The organism is Streptomyces sp. NPDC014801 (genome assembly GCF_043082085.1).
In the GTDB taxonomy this organism is placed as follows: domain Bacteria; phylum Actinomycetota; class Actinomycetes; order Streptomycetales; family Streptomycetaceae; genus Streptomyces.
The window spans coordinates 12,451-28,473 of sequence record NZ_JBIBXG010000005.1; the positions used below are offsets into that span (position 1 = coordinate 12,451).

Below are 16,023 nucleotides of genomic sequence, written 5' to 3' on the forward strand. Positions count from 1 at the left end.
CTGTCCGCAGCTTCGCAAGGAGGTGGGGTGGGGGGTCACTCGTGTGAGTGGCTTGAGGGGGCGCTCGGGTTGGGCGTGCGCCCCTTCGTTGCCGGAACGCCCGTGCGTGCTGGCATCCTTGGCGAAGTGTCGTGAGGAAACGGTGGCGTGCACCTCCTCCGCGCGATCCTTCTGTACGTTCTCTTCGTGACCGTCCGACGCCGACTCAGGAGCCCGGGCACGTGACCCCCGCGAGCAGCCCGTCACCGCACGGCCAGCCGCCGCTGCGCACCGTGCAGGTGCTGGGCGGAGGCAACGCCGGCAGCAGCGCCCATGTGCGCTCGCTGGCCGCCGGGCTCGTCGCGAGGGGCGTGAAGGTCACCGTGTGCGCCCCCTACGAGGCCGATCACGCCTACGACTTCACCGGCGCCGGCGCCGACCACGTGCCCGTGCCCCGCAGCAGCGACCCGGTGTCCGTCGCCGCGCTGCGCACCGCCTGCGCCCACGCCGACCTGGTGCACGCGCACGGGCTGCACGCCTCCTTCCGCGCCGTGCTCGCGCTCAGCGGCCGCCCCACCCCGCTCGTGGTCACCTGGCACAACCGGGTCCACGCCGAGGGGCCGCGCGCCCACCTCCTGCGGCTGCTGGAGCGGCGCGTGGTGAAGGCGGCCTCCGTGGTCCTCGGGACCAGCTCCGACCTCGTCGACCTCGCCCGCCGCACCGGCGCCCGGGACGCCCGGCTGGCCGCCGTCTCCGTGCCCGGTCCGCGCCCCGCGGCGCAGGGCGAGGAGGCCGAGCGGCGGCGGCCCAAGGTGCGGGCCGAACTCGGCGCCACCGGACGCCCGGTGCTGCTCGCGGTCGGCTCCCTGGAACGCCACCGCGGCTACGACGTCCTGCTCGACGCCGCGCACGCCTGGCGCTCCCGGGACCCGGTGCCGCTGGTCGCGATCGCCGGCGAGGGGCCGCTGCGCGCGGAACTGCAGCGCCGTATCGAGGACGAGGAACTGCCCGTGCGGCTGCTGGGGCGCCGCGACGACGTCGGCGAACTCCTCGCCGCCGCCGACCTCGCGCTGCTGCCGAGCCTGGGCGAGGCCCGCTCCGTGCTCGCCCAGGAGGCCCTCCACGCGCGCGTGCCGCTCGTCGCGACCGCCGCCGGAGGCATCCGCGAACTCGTCGGCGACGCCGCCGAACTCGTGCCGTACGGCGACGCGGCGGCGCTCGCCGCGCGTGTCTCCCGCCTGCTCGACGACCCCGCCCGCTGCGAGGACCTGCGCGCCAGGGGCGTACGGCAGGCGGCCACCTGGCCCTCGGAGGACGAGACCGTCGCCCAAGTGCTCAGCGTGTACGACGAGTTGACCGAGGCCGTGCCCCGGCTGCCGTGACCCCGCCGCGGCCCTACGGCACGTGCCGGCGGGCCCGCAGGGCCAGGCTCAGCGCGAGGACCGTCTGCGGATCGTCCAGGTCGGTGCCGAGCAACTCGCCGATGCGGGCGAGCCGGTTGTACAGCGTCTGCCGGTTCAGGTGCAGCTCGCGGGCGGTCTCCGCCTTGCGCCCGGCATGCGCCAGGTAGGTCTCCAGGGTGGGCAGCAGCGGCGGCCGCGAGCGGCGGTCGTGGTCGCGCAGCGGGCCGATCGCGCGGTCCACGAAGGCCGCGAGGTCCGGGTGGTCGCGCAGCCGCCACAGCAGCAGGTCGATGTCCAGGCGCCGGGCGTCGTACCAGGGGCGGTCGGTGAGGCCCTGCGCCGCCGTCGCCGTCTCCGCCGCGTGGCGCAGGCCCGCCGAGGCCGCCGCCCAGCCGCCCGCGACCCCGACCACCACGACCGGCGGCTGGGCCCCCGGCCGCTGCATCCCGGCCCGCTCCACGCCCGCGCGCAGCGCCGCTGCGACCCGGTCCGCGACCGCGGAGCGCTCCGACTCCGAGCGCAGGCCCAGCAGGACCAGGACCCGGCCCTCCACGGGCCGTACGCCGAGCAGCACCGGCACGCCCACCGCGGCCAGTTCCTCCGACACCGCCCGGGCCAGCACCGCCCAGCCGCCGCCGGGGGAGAGCGCGTCGCCCAGCCGCATCACCACCGGCAGCAGCGGGCCCGTGCCCGGTTTGAAGCCCAGCACCCGGGCCTGCGCCGGGGCGTCCTCGGCGGTGATCCGGCCCTCGGCCAGGTCGGTGAGGAAGTCGCCGCGCCCGCGCGCGGCCAGCTCCTCCTCCTGCCGGGCCTGCATCAGCACGACCGCGAGGATGCCCGCGGCCCGTTCGGCGGCGATCCGGTGCACGGGCGCCAGCGGGGAACGCACCGGCAGCAGCACCAGCCGCGCCCGGACCGATCCGGTCCCAGGACCGCCGCCGGGCACCTCCACCAGCACCGAACCCGACGGCGGCGGCGCCTCCTTGTGCGGGCCGCGCAGCCCCTCCCACACCTGCAGCGGATCGGTGCCCTCGGGGCCGGCCCCGGCGGCGTACAGCAGCCGCCCGTCGGCGGTCTCCAGGAAGACCGGGTTGTCGCTGAAGTCGGCCAGGATGCCGAGCACCTGGGGCACCCCGCCGCCGCCCAGCAGCGCCTCGGTGCAGCGCCGGTGGACCTCCTCCGCGCGCTGCAGCAGCGCGTAGTGGCCGTTGACGATCTCGGTGTGGATCTCCTCGGTGACCGTCACGAACGGCACCTCGCGGTGCAGTTGGACCAGCGGCAGGCCCGCCGCCCGCGCCGTCTCCACCAGCGGCGCCGGCAGCCGCGCGAACCGCGGGCCCAGCTCGACGACGAGGGCCGCGATGCCGCGCTCGGCGAGGGTGCGCACGAAGGCCCGCTGCTCGGCCGGCCGGGTGCCCAGCCCGTAGCCGGTGGTCAGCAGCAGTTCGCCGCCCTTGAGCAGGGAGGCGATGTTGGGCACCTCGCCCGCGTGCACCCAGCGCACGGTCCGGCCCAGCCGGTCGGCGCCCGCGAGCACCTCCGGGAGCCCGCTGCGCAGACCCGGCAGCTCCAGCGCCCGCTGCACGGTGATGCCGGTGCCCTGGGTGTCGAATCGGTGGTCGGTGCGGCTGTCCATGCAGCGGACGCTACCCGCGCCGGCGCCGCGGTGACATCTCCGGGCGGTCACGGAAACGATCACCGCCGGCGCGGCTCCACCTGCGACGGAAGGGAGCGGGCGGGCGCCGGGCGATCGCCCGGCGGGATTGGATGCGCGTGCATCGGGTAGCGGCGCCCGCATGGACGTCAGTGTGGTCGCCGTGGCACGTGAGGACGACAGCCCGGTCGAGGAGCCGCTGCGCATCGCGGAACTCGCCGACCGGCTCGGGTACCGGGAGGTGTGGGTCGGCGAGGGGCCGACCTGGGACGCGTTCGTGCTGGCCACCGCCATCGGCGCGGCGACCCGGCGGGTCGCGCTGACGGCGGGGCCGGTGCCGGTTTCCGTGCGCGACGCGTACTCCATCGCCCGGGGTGCCGCGGGCACCGCCGCCGTCACCGGCGGCCGGGCGGTGGGCGTGGCGATCGGCACCGCCAGCAAACGGGTCGTCGAGGGCGTGCACGGGCGGCCCCGGACCCGGCCGGCGGCCGCGCTGGAGGAGTCGGCCGCCGCGCTGCGGACCCTGCTGCACGCCGAGCCCGGCCGGCCGGTCGTCCCGGGCAGCCCGTTCCGCCGCCGCCTCGCGCCGCCCGGCGGCCCGCTGACCGTGGCCGCGTTCGGGGACCGGGCGGTCGGCATCGCCGCCGCGCACGCCGACCGGATGCTGCTCGACCTCGTCACGCCCGAGCAGGTGCGCATCCTGCGCGGCAAGCTCGACGCGGCGGCCGCCCGCGCGGGCCGTACGCCGCCCACGCTGGCCGCCTGGCTGCCGGCCGCGGTCGACCCGCGGCCGGAGCAGGTGCGGCAGGTGCTCGGCAGCATCGCCGGCTATCTGACGGTGCCGGGCTACAGCGACATGTTCCGGGCCGCCGGCTTCGGCACGGCGGTCGGCCTGGCCGCGTCCGGCGCGGGACGCGGGGAACTGCTCGACGCGCTGCCGCCCGAGGCCGCGTCCACGGTCGGTCTGGTCGGCGACCTCGCCACCGTCCGGGCCCGCGCCGGCGCGTACGCCGACGCGGGCCTCGACGAGATCGCCCTGGTGCCGGCCACGGCCGGGGACCCGGGAGGGGAGCGGACGCTGGGCGCGCTCAGGCCGGCCTGATGTTGTGGTTGAAGCGGAAGACGTTGTCCGGGTCGTAGCGCCTCTTCACCTCGCCCAGACGGCGGGCGTTGTCGGTGCCGAGACCGGCCACCACCCGGTCGGCGCCCTCGTCGCCGATGAAGTTGAGGTACACCGCGCCGGTGCTCCACGGCCGGACCGCGGCGCGCACGTCACGCACCCAGGCCATGGCCTGCTCGTCGTCCCCGGGGTTCTCCCAGATCCCGAACGGGTGCGTCGCCCAGGGCGCGTTGCGGTACGGCACCGGGTACTCGGCGGGACCGGCCGCGATCGCGCCGCCCTGCGGGAAGATGATGTGCTGGGTGCCCGTCGGCACGGGCATGCCGTCGGCCAGGCCGCAGAAGACGTCCACCAACGCGTCGGGCAGACCGGTCAGATACTCCGCCGACCAGTAGTTCCGCATCCCCGGCGGATCGTCGAGCATGCACTGGACGTCCGGGTACGGCACCGGCCCCACGATCTCCCCCTCGTGCGGCAGCGCCAGCAGCGGCTCGGCCAGCCGCCGCAGCCCCTCCTCGCCGCCCACGTAGGTCACCAGCGCACCGCACAGCAACTTGCCGACCAGGTCCGGCGGTACGAACGGCTCCGGCGGGCCGGTGAAGTACAGCACCGCACCGCTCACCTCGTCGGGGCCGGTGCGGATGATCTCGCGGAAGGCGCGGACGACGTCCGGGCCCGCCGTCGGCAGGAACAGCACCATCGCGATGGTGAACCGGGGCAGTTCGTGCAGCCGCAGCGTGAGCGCGGTGGCGACGCCGAAGTTGCTGCTGCCACCGTGCAGTGCCCAGAACAGGTCCGGGTGCTCGTCCGCGTCCGCGTGGACGGGCGAGCCGTCGGCCGTGACCAGGTCGGCGCCGAGCAGGTTGTCCACGGCCAGCCCGAAGGCGCGGTCCAGCCAGCCCGTGCCGCCGCCGAGGACGAAGCCGCCGACGCCGGTGGTGGAGGCCCGCCCGCCGGTGGTGGCCAGCCCGTAGGGGTGGGTCGCCCGGTCCAGGTGGCTCATCGTGGCGCCGCCTTGCACGCGGACCGTGCGGGCGTCGGGATCGACGCTCACCTCGTGCATCCGGCGCAGATCCACGACCAGCGCGCCGTCGCCGACGGCCATGCCCGCCACGCTGTGCCCGCCGCCGCGCACGGCGATCGGCAGGTCCAGGTCCCGGGCGCAGCGCACGGCCCGTACGACGTCCTCCGGGCGGGCGCACTGGGCGATCACCGCCGGACGCCGGTCGATCATGGCGTTGAAGACGGCCCGGGCGTCGTCGTAGCCCGGGTCGCCGGGAGCGAACACGTCGCCGACCAGATCCTCGCGCAACGCGGCCACGGCCGCGCCCGCCTTCGAAGGGGAAGCCATGGCCGCCCCCCTTTCCGCAGGGGCAACAGTGTGCCTCCCAGCCTAGGCGGGCCCGGGGCGGCCCACCTGCTGGGCGGAGCGGCCGCCGGCCGCGTCCGTCACACGCCGTTCCCGTCGCCGCCGTACGCCGGCGACGGGAACGGACAGCGGGTCAGCCGCCGTACGCGCCGGACGCCGTCAGGCGCAGCGCCGTGTCGATCAGCGGGACGTGGCTGAAGGCCTGCGGGAAGTTGCCCACCTGGCGCTTGAGGCGCGGGTCCCACTCCTCGGCCAGCAGACCCAGGTCGTTGCGCAGGGAGAGCAGCTTCTCGAACAGCTTGCGGGCCTCGTCCACGCGGCCGATCATCGCCAGGTCGTCGGCCATCCAGAAGGAACACGCGAGGAAGGCGCCCTCGTCGCCCGGAAGGCCGTCGACGCCCGCGTGCGCGCCCTCGGTGGGGTAGCGCAGGATGAACCCGTCCGGCGTGGACAGCTCCCGCTGGATCGCCTCGATCGTGCCGATCACGCGCTTGTCGTCCGGCGGCAGGAAGCCCATCTGCGGGATCAGCAGCAAGGAGGCGTCCAGCTCCTGGGAGCCGTAGGACTGTGTGAAGGTGTTGCGCTCCTTGTCGTAGCCCTTCTCGCACACCTCGCGGTGGATGTCGTCGCGCAGTTCCTTCCAGCGCTCCAGCGGGCCGTCGGCCTCGCCGGACTCCAGCAGCTTGATGGTGCGGTCGACGGCGACCCAGGCCATCACCTTGGAGTGCACGAAGTGCCGGCGCGGCCCGCGCACCTCCCAGATGCCCTCGTCCGGCTCCTGCCAGTGCTTCTCCAGGTAGCTGATCAGCTTCAGCTGGAGCAGCGAGGCGTAGTCGTTGCGGGCCAGGCCCGTCATGTGGGCCAGGTGCAGCGCCTCGGTGACCTCGCCGTACACGTCCAGCTGGAGCTGGTGCGCGGCGCCGTTGCCGACCCGCACCGGGGCGGACTTCTCGTAGCCCGGCAGCCAGTCCAGCTCCGCCTCGCCGAGCTCGCGCTCGCCGGCGATGCCGTACATGATCTGCAGGTTCTCCGGGTCGCCGGCCACCGCGCGCAGCAGCCACTCGCGCCAGGCGCGGGCCTCCTCGCGGTAGCCGGTGCGCAGCAGCGAGGACAGGGTGATCGCGGCGTCGCGCAGCCAGGTGTAGCGGTAGTCCCAGTTGCGGACACCGCCGATGTCCTCGGGCAGGGACGTGGTGGGGGCCGCCACGATGCCGCCCGTGGGGGCGTAGGTCAGCGCCTTGAGCGTGATCAGGGAGCGGATCACGGCCTCCCGGTAGGGGCCGTGGTACGTACACTGCTCGACCCACTCGCGCCAGAAGTCCTCCGTCGCCTCCAGCGACTGCTCCGGCTCCGGCAGCGGCGGCGGCTCCTTGTGCGAGGGCTGCCACGAGATGGTGAACGCGATCCGGTCACCGGGCGCGACGGTGAAGTCGGAGAACGTGGTCAGCGACTTGCCGTAGGTCTCGACCTCGGTGTCGTACCAGACCGAGTCCGGGCCGGCCACGGCGACGGTGCGGCCCTCGTGCTTGTGCACCCACGGCACCACCCGGCCGTAGGAGAACCGCATCCGCAGCGCCGAGCGCATGGGGACGCGGCCGGAGACGCCCTCGACGATCCGGATCAGCTGCGGGGCGCCGTCACGCGGGGGCATGAAATCGGTCACCCGGACCGTGCCGCGTGGGGTGTCCCACTCGGATTCGAGGATCAGCGAGTCGCCGCGGTAGCTGCGCCGGGCCGCGGTGGGCGGCTGCTGGTCGGGAGCGTGGGCCGGGCCGAGCCGCCAGTACCCGTGCTCCTCGGTGCCCAGCAGGCCGGCGAAGATGGCGTGCGAGTCGAAGCGCGGCAGGCAGAGCCAGTCCACCGTGCCGTCACGGCAGACCAGCGCCGCTGTCTGCATGTCTCCGATGAGTGCGTAGTCTTCGATGCGCCCGGCCACGTGCAACTCCAGTCGAACGGCCACGCCGCCCCGCGTGCGCGGGGCTGTCGCTAGTGCGGTCAAGGGGTCGTTGTAAAGCGTCGTTGAGCGGTGAAGCAAAGCAGCCGCTCAGCCGCGATGGCAAAACGACAATTTCTGCTCAACGAACTGACGAGCTCTCGTTGTTCCGGTGATGTACGGGCGGGGGGTGGTGCCGTGGTACCCGGCCGGGCTCGGCAGCGAGTGTCCGAGCAGGATACGACGGGACCGGAGGGTCCGCGTTCCCCTCAGGGCAACGTGCATCCACCGAACGAGTGACCATCGGGTGAGAAACATGTGACCGGTACGTGCCGGTGCGCGCGCGTGCGCGGAGCGTGGCCGGAAGCCATCGGCGTCGGTCGCTGATACCCTGGTAGCCCGTGGACCGGTGGGAGTAGAACCCCCGAACCGCAGCGACGGCACCCCCGGACATCCGGAGCGGCGGCCGACCCGCACCCCCAGACCGCGACCACGGGAGCCCCCCTTTGGCCATGCCGCCCAAATCAACGACGACCAAGCACATCTTCGTCACCGGGGGTGTCGCCTCCTCTCTCGGCAAGGGGCTGACCGCCTCCAGCCTCGGCATGCTGCTCAAGGCCCGGGGCCTGCGCGTCGTCATGCAGAAGCTCGATCCGTACCTCAACGTCGATCCGGGCACGATGAACCCCTTCCAGCACGGTGAGGTGTTCGTCACCAACGACGGCGCGGAGACCGACCTGGACATCGGACACTACGAGCGCTTCCTCGACCGCGACCTGGACGGCTCCGCCAATGTCACTACAGGCCAGGTCTACTCCACGGTGATCGCCAAGGAGCGCCGCGGCGAGTACCTCGGTGACACCGTGCAGGTCATCCCGCACATCACCAACGAGATCAAGCACCGCATCCGGCGCATGGCGACCGACGAGGTCGACGTCGTCATCACCGAGGTCGGCGGCACGGTCGGCGACATCGAGTCGCTGCCGTTCCTGGAGACGGTCCGCCAGGTCCGCCACGAGGTCGGCCGGGACAACGTCTTCGTCGTGCACATCTCGCTCCTGCCCTACATCGGCCCCTCGGGCGAGCTGAAGACCAAGCCGACCCAGCACTCGGTGGCCGCGCTGCGCAACATCGGCATCCAGCCGGACGCCATCGTGCTGCGGTGCGACCGCGAGGTGCCCACCGCGATCAAGCGGAAGATCTCGCTGATGTGCGACGTCGACGAGGCCGCCGTGGTGGCCTGCCCCGACGCCCGCTCGATCTACGACATCCCGAAGGTCGTCCACTCCGAGGGCCTGGACGCCTATGTCGTGCGCAAGCTCGACCTGCCGTTCCGCGACGTCGACTGGACCACCTGGGACGACCTGCTGGACCGCGTCCACAACCCCGAGCACGAGATCACCCTCGCCCTGGTCGGCAAGTACATCGACCTGCCCGACGCCTATCTGTCGGTCACCGAGGCGCTGCGCGCCGGCGGCTTCGCCAACCGCGCCCGGGTGAAGATCAAGTGGGTCACCTCCGACGACTGCAAGACCCCGGCCGGCGCCAAGGCGCAGCTCGCGGACGTCGACGGCATCTGCATCCCCGGCGGCTTCGGCGACCGCGGTGTGCTCGGCAAGGTCGGCGCGATCCGCTACGCCCGCGAGAACAAGATCCCGCTGCTCGGCCTGTGCCTGGGCCTGCAGTGCATCGTGATCGAGGCCGCGCGCAACCTGGCCGACATCCCGGACGCCAACTCCACCGAGTTCGACCCGGCCACCGCCCACCCGGTCATCTCCACCATGGCCGAGCAGATGGACATCGTCGCCGGTGAGGGCGACATGGGCGGCACCATGCGGCTCGGCATGTACCCGGCGAAGCTGGCCGAGGGCTCGATCGTGCGCGAGGTCTACGACGGCAAGGAGTACGTCGAGGAGCGCCACCGCCACCGCTACGAGGTGAACAACGCCTACCGCGCGGAGCTGGAGAAGAAGGCGGGCATCCTGTTCTCCGGCACCTCCCCGGACGGCAAGCTCGTCGAGTACGTCGAGTACCCGCGTGAGACGCACCCCTACCTGGTGGCCACCCAGGCCCACCCGGAGCTGCGCTCGCGTCCGACGCGTCCGCACCCGCTGTTCGCCGGCCTCGTGAAGGCGGCGGTCGAGCGGCAGAATTCGAAGTAACACACCCAGTTGTACGGTTGCCGGGGTGCCCTCCTTCAACGGTGGGCACCCCGGTTTTGTACCTCGCCGTCGTTCGTGCGGTGGCTCGTTTGCGTAGGACATGCGGAAGGACAGGGCATGACGATCAAGGACACCCCCGAGGAGTGGGAGATCCGCGCGACCCGGACCCCGTTCACCGGGGCCAAGACCTCGGTCCGCACGGACGACGTGGTCATGCCCGACGGCTCCGTGGCCTCGCGCGACTACCAGGTCCACCCCGGCTCGGTCGCCGTCCTCGCCCTGGACGAGGAGGACCGGGTGCTGCTGATCAACCAGTACCGCCACCCGGTGCGGCACAAGCTGTGGGAGATCCCGGCCGGACTGCTCGACGTGCCCGGCGAGAACCCGCTGCACGCCGCCCAGCGCGAGCTGTACGAGGAGGCCCACGTCAAGGCCGAGGACTGGCGGGTGCTCACCGACGTGTACACCACGCCCGGCGGCTGCGACGAGGCCGTACGGATCTTCCTCGCGCGCGGGCTGTCCGAGGCGGAGGGCGAGCGGTTCGCGGCCGAGCACGAGGAGACGGACATGCAGCACGCGCGCGTGCCGCTGCAGGAGCTGGTGCGCGGCATCCTCGCGGGGGAGCTGCACAACACCTGCCTGGTGGTCGGGGTGCTGTCCCTGGTCGCCGCCCGGCAGGGGGACGGTGTGGACTCCCTGCGGCCGGCGCTGGCGCCGTGGCCGGCGCGGCCGTTCGAGGCGTAGCCCTGCCGCGGTGGTCGAGGCGTAGGCCGCCGCGATCGTCGAGGCGCAGGTCTGCTGTCTGCCGCGCGCGGGGGTCTTCTGCCGCAGGGTTCGTCCTACGATCCGTTGATCCGATCAGGGGACTCCTGCTCCGCTACCGGCCTGCTCCGCCGGGAACGTTGCAGAGCGTGAACTAGGCTCTGCATACGCCCGATCGATTGGTCCCGTCGGGCGCCGGCGTGCGGTGGAACGGGAGCGTGGCCCGTGACGGAACAGGCGGTGGACGAGGGCGGTGTGCGGCTGTCGGCGAAGGCGCCGGCGGACGGTGTGTTCCTGGGCCGTACACGGGAGTTGAAGGAACTGCGCGCCGACATCGAGCGCGCGGGACTGGACACGCTCAGCGGGAAGAAGGCGCCCCGCGCGCGTGTGCTGCTCATCGCCGGCCGCCCCGGCTCCGGCCGCACCGCCCTCGCCGAGGAACTGGTCCGGCAGGTCGCGCACCGTTACGAACACGGGGTGCTGCGCGTCCGGCTCAGCGAGACCGACGGCACGCCCGTCCCCGTGGGGCGGGCCGCCCGTGAGCTGCTGAACGCGCTGGAGCGGACCGTGCCCCCGGGCGCCGGTGACGACGATCTGACCGAGGCGCTGCGCGACGCGCTCGCCGACCGCCGCACGCTGCTCCTCCTGGACGACGCGGCGGGCGCCGAGCAGGTCGACGCGCTGCTGCCGGACAACCCCGGCTGCCTGGTGGTCGCCGTGTCGGCCGGGCCGCTCACCGGCATCGCCGATGTGCGGCCCTGCACCCTGGGCGGGCTGGACACCAAGTCCGCAGTGGAGCTGCTGTCCGGCCGGATCGACCCCGTCCGCGTCACCGTCGACCCGCGGGCGGCGGAGGGGCTGGTCGAGGAGTGCCAGGCCCATCCCGCCGCGCTCACCCTGGCCGCGGGCTGGCTCACCGTCCGGCCCAAGGCGGCGGTCGCCGACCTCGCCAAGCAGCTGCGCGCCGAGGGCGACGAGACGGCCCCGCTCGCGCGCGTCTTCAAGCTCCTCTACACCGCGCTGCCCGCCCCGGCCGCCCGGATACTGCGACTGCTCGCGCTGGCCCCCGCCGGGCCCGTCGACCCGCACACCGCGTCCGCGCTGGCGGGCTGCTCGGTGAGCGGCGCCCGCACCACCCTGGACGACTTCGTCCGCTTCGGCCTGCTGCGGCCCGTTCCCTCGCCGGTGCCCGAGTACGAGATCCCCGGCTTTCTGCACCCTCTGCTCCGGGCGCTCACCGAGACCCTGGACCGCCCGGCCGAGCTGCAGCTGGCCCGCGCCCGCATGCTGGAGCGGACCGTGCGGCTGCTGCAGTCCTGCCGCGCGATCACCGAGACCGACAGCCCGCAGGCGCGCGAGAAGCTCCTCGGCATGCCCCGCGCCCTGCGCTTCCCCAGCCCCCGGGCCGCCGAGGAGTGGCTGCGTGTCCGCCGCCCGGCGCTGCTGGGCGCCGCCCGCCTCGCGGTCGCCGACGGGGAACTGGACACCCTGGCCAGGCGGCTGCTGTCGCAGCTGGTGCGGGCGATGGTCGCGCACTTCGGCACCCGAGCCGCCGCGCCGGACCTGTACGGCGTCCACCGGCTCGTCCTCGACGTGGCCGAGCGGCGCGACCTGCCCCGGGAGCAGGCCGCCGCGCTGCTGAACCTGGCCGACCTGGACGCCCAGACCGGGCGGACGAACGAGGCTCTGCTGCGATATCGCGCAGCTTTGGACGCCGGTCGCAGAGCAAATGACCCGTACGCGACCGGTCGCGCAATGGAATCCGTAGGTGGTGCGCATCTGGAGCTGGGGGACTACGAGCGGGCCGCCGACTGGTTCGGTCGCGCCCTCGGGCAGCGCCTGGCCCGCGCCGAGCACGCGGACGCGGCCCGGCTGTACGGCCGTATCGCCACCGCGCACACCTACGCGGGCCGCTACGGCGAGGCGCTGCGGAACTGGCGGGCGGCCGCAGCCGGGCATCGGCGGTGCGGCGATCTGGCCGCGCACGCGCGGGCGTTGAGCGAGCTGGCCCGGGTGCAGGAGTACGCCGGGCGGCCGGTGGAGTCGCTGCGCACCTGCAAGGAGGCGGTGGAGTGGGCGCGCCGCGCCGAGGACGTCCGGTTGCAGGCCGCGCTGCACCTGCGGATCGCCGACACCTTCGACCGTCTCGGCGATCCGGTGACCGCCGGCGTCCACCGCGGGACGGCCGAGCGCATGCTCGCGGAGGAGGGCGAAGAGGGCCCTCCGGGCCTCGACCAGGGGAAACATGCGGGGAATGCCTGCGAAATCCGTAGTGCATCCGCAGAAGATTGATGCAATGAAAGGCTAGACAGCTGGAACGCCTTCATTAGACTGGCTCTGCCGCTCGTTCTCCTGCGGTGCATCCCGGTGTGCCCCCGCATGCCTGGGTATGTCTAGTAATGCCCCTGTTTCCCCTGAGCCAAGGACCGTGATCGACGTGAAGGTCGGCATCCCCCGCGAGGTCAAGAACAACGAGTTCCGGGTGGCCATCACCCCCGCCGGCGTGCACGAGCTGGTGCGCAACGGCCACCAGGTGGTCATCGAGCGCAACGCCGGCGTCGGCTCGTCGATCACGGACGACGAGTACGTCGCCGCCGGTGCCCAGATCCTGGAGACGGCCGACGAGGTCTGGGCCGCCGCCGACCTGCTGCTGAAGGTCAAGGAGCCCATCGCGGAGGAGTACCACCGCCTCCGCAAGGACCAGATCCTCTTCACCTACCTGCACCTGGCCGCCTCCAAGGAGTGCACGGACGCGCTCATCGAGTCCGGCACCACGGCCATCGCCTACGAGACCGTCGAGCTGCCCAGCCGCGCCCTGCCGCTGCTCGCCCCGATGTCCGAGGTCGCGGGCCGGCTCGCCCCGCAGGTCGGCGCCTACCACCTGATGCGCGCGGCCGGCGGCCGCGGCGTGCTGCCCGGCGGCGTCCCCGGCGTGACCCCGGCCAAGGCCGTCGTCATCGGCGGTGGCGTCTCCGGCTGGAACGCCACCCAGGTCGCCGTCGGCATGGGCTTCGACGTCACCCTGCTCGACCGCGACATCAACAAGCTGCGCGAGGCCGACAAGATCTTCGGTACGAAGGTCAAGGCGATCATGTCCAACTCCTTCGAGCTGGAGAAGGCCGTCCTCGACGCCGACCTCGTCATCGGCGCCGTCCTCATCCCGGGTGCCAAGGCCCCCAAGCTCGTCACCAACGAGCTGGTCGCCCGCATGAAGCCGGGAAGTGTCCTTGTCGACATCGCGATCGACCAGGGCGGCTGTTTCGAGGACTCGCACCCGACCACGCACGCCGAGCCGACCTTCAAGGTCCACAACTCGGTCTTCTACTGCGTCGCCAACATGCCCGGCGCGGTGCCGAACACCTCCACCAACGCCCTCACCAACGCGACGCTGCCGTACATCGTGTCTCTGGCCAACAACGGCTGGGTGGAGGCGCTGCGCCGTGACGCCGCGCTGGCCAAGGGCCTCAACACCCACGACGGCAAGGTCGTTTACAAGGAGGTCGCCGAGGCGCACGGCCTGGAGCACGTGGAGCTCGACTCCCTGCTCGGCTGAGCCACAAGGCGATTCGTCAACACGACTCGTCAACACCGCGCATCCGGCCGGACCTTGCCCGACAAGGTCCGGCCGGATGTGTGTATGGTCACTTTGCGGCTCTCGGTCAACTCGCCTCGAACGTAACCCTTCGACCGATTCGCACACCGGTGAAACCTGCTGTGCGACGGCCGTACGCCCTTGACAGCGGGATGTTTCATTGCCGACACATCGGGCCGGGTCCGGCGGATTGTGTTGCTGCGGACGCCCGACACGCCATAGAGTCGCCAACCGTCGGCATGGTGCCACGCTGACCTTGTCTAGAAGTTTCCTGGTCACCAAGGAGGTAAGACGACTTGTGAATGAGTCGACATTTTCTCCCGGGGGTGGTCAACCAGGAACGCCTGCGCGGGGCCAGGGCCCCACGGGGCTCGAGGCTGTCGGCTCCGTCGCTGTCCGAACCTTCGCAGCCCACCAGAGCCAGAACAGCCCCCACACGGCTCTGTCAGCACACCAGAGCATGGACGGTCATCACGTGAACGCCATGGCCGGCGACGGAAGTGGCGCGCCCCACAACCACTTCGCCGACTACGACGAACTGCCCGAAGGGCACTTCTACGATCCTGACGCCGAGTACGAGCCCGACCCCGAGTACGCGGCCACCCTCGCGCCCGACGCCGCGCGTCAGCGCCGCGAGCGCGTCGGCCCGACCGGGCGCCCGCTGCCGTACTTCCCGATCCCGGGCCCGCTGACCGACCACGGCCCCGCGAAGATCATCGCGATGTGCAACCAGAAGGGCGGCGTCGGCAAGACCACGTCGACCATCAACCTGGGTGCCGCGCTCGCGGAGTACGGCCGTCGTGTGCTGCTCGTGGACTTCGACCCGCAGGGCGCGCTGTCGGTGGGACTCGGCGTGAACCCGATGGAGTTGGACCTCACCGTCTACAACCTGCTCATGGAGCGGGGCATGTCCGCGGACGAGGTCCTGCTGAAGACGGCGGTCCCCAACATGGACCTGCTGCCCAGCAACATCGACCTGTCCGCGGCCGAGGTCCAGCTGGTCAGCGAGGTCGCCCGCGAGTCGACGCTGCAGCGCGCGCTCAAGCCCCTGCTGCCGGACTACGACTTCATCATCATCGACTGCCAGCCCTCGCTCGGCCTGCTCACCGTGAACGCGCTCACCGCGGCGCACAAGGTGATCGTGCCGCTGGAGTGCGAGTTCTTCGCGCTGCGCGGTGTCGCGCTGCTGACCGAAACGATCGAGAAGGTCCAGGAGCGGCTCAACCCCGACCTGGAGCTCGACGGCATCCTCGCCACGATGTACGACTCGCGCACGGTGCACAGCCGCGAGGTGCTCGCCCGCGTGGTCGAGGCGTTCGACGACCACGTGTACCACACGGTCATCGGGCGCACGGTGCGCTTCCCGGAGACCACGGTCGCCGGTGAGCCGATCACCACCTACGCCTCCAACTCCGTCGGCGCCGCCGCCTACCGCCAGCTCGCCAGGGAGGTGCTCGCCCGGTGTCACGCCGAGTGAGTCTGCCGGGGGCCGACGAACTCTTCCGTACGACAGGGGGTATGGCGCTCCAGCCGTCCACTCCCCGGCGCGCAGGCGAGGCCCGGGTGCCCGCTCCCGCGGGGGAGAGCGACGCCGCCGCGGTCGCCGCGCCCGAGGACGCGCCGCAGTCCGTGCCGGCGCAGGGCGGGGACGGCGACGGCGTGGAGCACGTCGCGGCCGACGCGGAGCCGGGCGAGGAGTCCCGCAGCCGGGCGTCGACGGCGCCGGAGCGGTCGGCGCGGCGCAGGGCGGCGCAGCAGGAAGGTTCTGCCACCGCTGCGGCGGGGAACGCCGCCGCCGAGCCCCGACGGCGGGGACGGGCCGCACGACGGCCCAGTGGGCGCGAGCGGCACGACGAGAAGATCACCGTCTATGTCTCCGCCGAGGAGCTGATGGACCTCGAGCACGCCCGTCTGGTGCTGCGCGGCGAGCACGGTCTGGCCGTGGACCGCGGCCGCATCGTCCGTGAGGCCGTCGCCGTCGTCCTCGCCGACCTGGAGACCCGCGGCGACGCCAGCATCCTCGTACGCCGCCTGCGCGGGCGCTAGCGA

General features: G+C 72.8%; 11 protein-coding genes. 8 read left to right on the forward strand and 3 right to left on the reverse strand.

Features of this window, described 5'->3' with window-relative positions; translation table 11 throughout:
• Positions 1-221: 221 nt before the first annotated feature.
• Positions 222-1,361, forward strand: a complete 1,140-nt coding sequence (locus ACF1AL_RS12415; protein ID WP_391825902.1) for a glycosyltransferase family 4 protein — start codon at positions 222-224, stop codon at positions 1,359-1,361.
• Between the two features lie 13 nt (positions 1,362-1,374).
• Here the strand turns inward: ACF1AL_RS12415 and ACF1AL_RS12420 are convergent, their stop codons facing one another.
• Positions 1,375-3,018: a PucR family transcriptional regulator ligand-binding domain-containing protein gene (locus ACF1AL_RS12420; RefSeq protein WP_366836306.1), complete on the reverse strand. Its 1,644-nt coding sequence runs from the start codon at positions 3,016-3,018 to the stop codon at positions 1,375-1,377.
• Positions 3,019-3,178: 160 nt separating this feature from the next.
• Here ACF1AL_RS12420 and ACF1AL_RS12425 point away from each other — a divergent pair, with 160 nt between their 5' ends.
• The gene (locus ACF1AL_RS12425; RefSeq protein ID WP_386418854.1) at positions 3,179-4,138 is read left to right on the forward strand and encodes an LLM class F420-dependent oxidoreductase; all 960 of its coding nucleotides are present in this window, start codon (positions 3,179-3,181) and stop codon (positions 4,136-4,138) included.
• Here the strand turns inward: ACF1AL_RS12425 and ACF1AL_RS12430 are convergent.
• Together ACF1AL_RS12430 and ACF1AL_RS12435 are read right to left on the reverse strand one after the other, a co-directional pair.
• Positions 4,125-5,507: an FAD-binding oxidoreductase gene (locus tag ACF1AL_RS12430; RefSeq protein ID WP_366836304.1), complete on the reverse strand. Its 1,383-nt coding sequence runs from the start codon at positions 5,505-5,507 to the stop codon at positions 4,125-4,127. The genes ACF1AL_RS12425 and ACF1AL_RS12430 overlap by 14 nt on opposite strands.
• 151 nt (positions 5,508-5,658) lie before the next feature.
• Positions 5,659-7,461 (reverse strand): glycoside hydrolase family 15 protein, encoded by a 1,803-nt coding sequence (locus ACF1AL_RS12435; protein WP_366836328.1) that lies wholly within the window; start codon positions 7,459-7,461, stop codon positions 5,659-5,661.
• A gap of 509 nt (positions 7,462-7,970) precedes the next feature.
• Between ACF1AL_RS12435 and ACF1AL_RS12440 the strand changes: the two genes are divergently transcribed.
• From ACF1AL_RS12440 to ACF1AL_RS12465, 6 genes are all read left to right on the forward strand, one after another.
• Entirely contained in the window at positions 7,971-9,620 is a 1,650-nt protein-coding gene (locus ACF1AL_RS12440) for a CTP synthase (protein ID WP_384207594.1), read from the forward strand.
• A gap of 117 nt (positions 9,621-9,737) precedes the next feature.
• Positions 9,738-10,364, forward strand: a complete 627-nt coding sequence (locus ACF1AL_RS12445) for an NUDIX domain-containing protein (RefSeq protein WP_391660635.1) — start codon at positions 9,738-9,740, stop codon at positions 10,362-10,364.
• Between the two features lie 243 nt (positions 10,365-10,607).
• Positions 10,608-12,674, forward strand: coding sequence for a tetratricopeptide repeat protein (locus tag ACF1AL_RS12450; RefSeq protein WP_391825903.1), 2,067 nt, complete (start codon positions 10,608-10,610; stop codon positions 12,672-12,674).
• 145 nt (positions 12,675-12,819) lie between these two features.
• Positions 12,820-13,935: an alanine dehydrogenase gene (gene ald / locus ACF1AL_RS12455; RefSeq protein ID WP_384207868.1), complete on the forward strand. Its 1,116-nt coding sequence runs from the start codon at positions 12,820-12,822 to the stop codon at positions 13,933-13,935.
• A gap of 523 nt (positions 13,936-14,458) precedes the next feature.
• The gene (locus ACF1AL_RS12460) at positions 14,459-15,451 is read left to right on the forward strand and encodes a ParA family protein (RefSeq protein WP_384207871.1); all 993 of its coding nucleotides are present in this window, start codon (positions 14,459-14,461) and stop codon (positions 15,449-15,451) included.
• Positions 15,436-16,020 carry a hypothetical protein gene (locus ACF1AL_RS12465; RefSeq protein WP_391660637.1) on the forward strand — a complete coding sequence of 195 codons (585 nt, stop codon included), beginning with the start codon at positions 15,436-15,438 and terminating at the stop codon, positions 16,018-16,020. Before ACF1AL_RS12460 ends, ACF1AL_RS12465 begins: the two co-directional genes overlap by 16 nt.
• Positions 16,021-16,023 lie beyond the last annotated feature (3 nt).

Excerpts from the sequence above, each read along its gene's own strand:
- ACF1AL_RS12425 (WP_386418854.1), top strand. The coding sequence starts at position 3,179 with ATGGACGTCAGTGTGGTCGCCGTGGCACGTGAGGACGACAGCCCGGTC.
- ACF1AL_RS12440 (WP_384207594.1), top strand. The coding sequence starts at position 7,971 with ATGCCGCCCAAATCAACGACGACCAAGCACATCTTCGTCACCGGGGGT.
- ACF1AL_RS12420 (WP_366836306.1), bottom strand. The coding sequence starts at position 3,018 with ATGGACAGCCGCACCGACCACCGATTCGACACCCAGGGCACCGGCATC.
- ACF1AL_RS12445 (WP_391660635.1), top strand. The coding sequence starts at position 9,738 with ATGACGATCAAGGACACCCCCGAGGAGTGGGAGATCCGCGCGACCCGG.
- ACF1AL_RS12430 (WP_366836304.1), bottom strand. The coding sequence starts at position 5,507 with ATGGCTTCCCCTTCGAAGGCGGGCGCGGCCGTGGCCGCGTTGCGCGAG.
- ACF1AL_RS12460 (WP_384207871.1), top strand. The coding sequence starts at position 14,459 with ATGGCCGGCGACGGAAGTGGCGCGCCCCACAACCACTTCGCCGACTAC.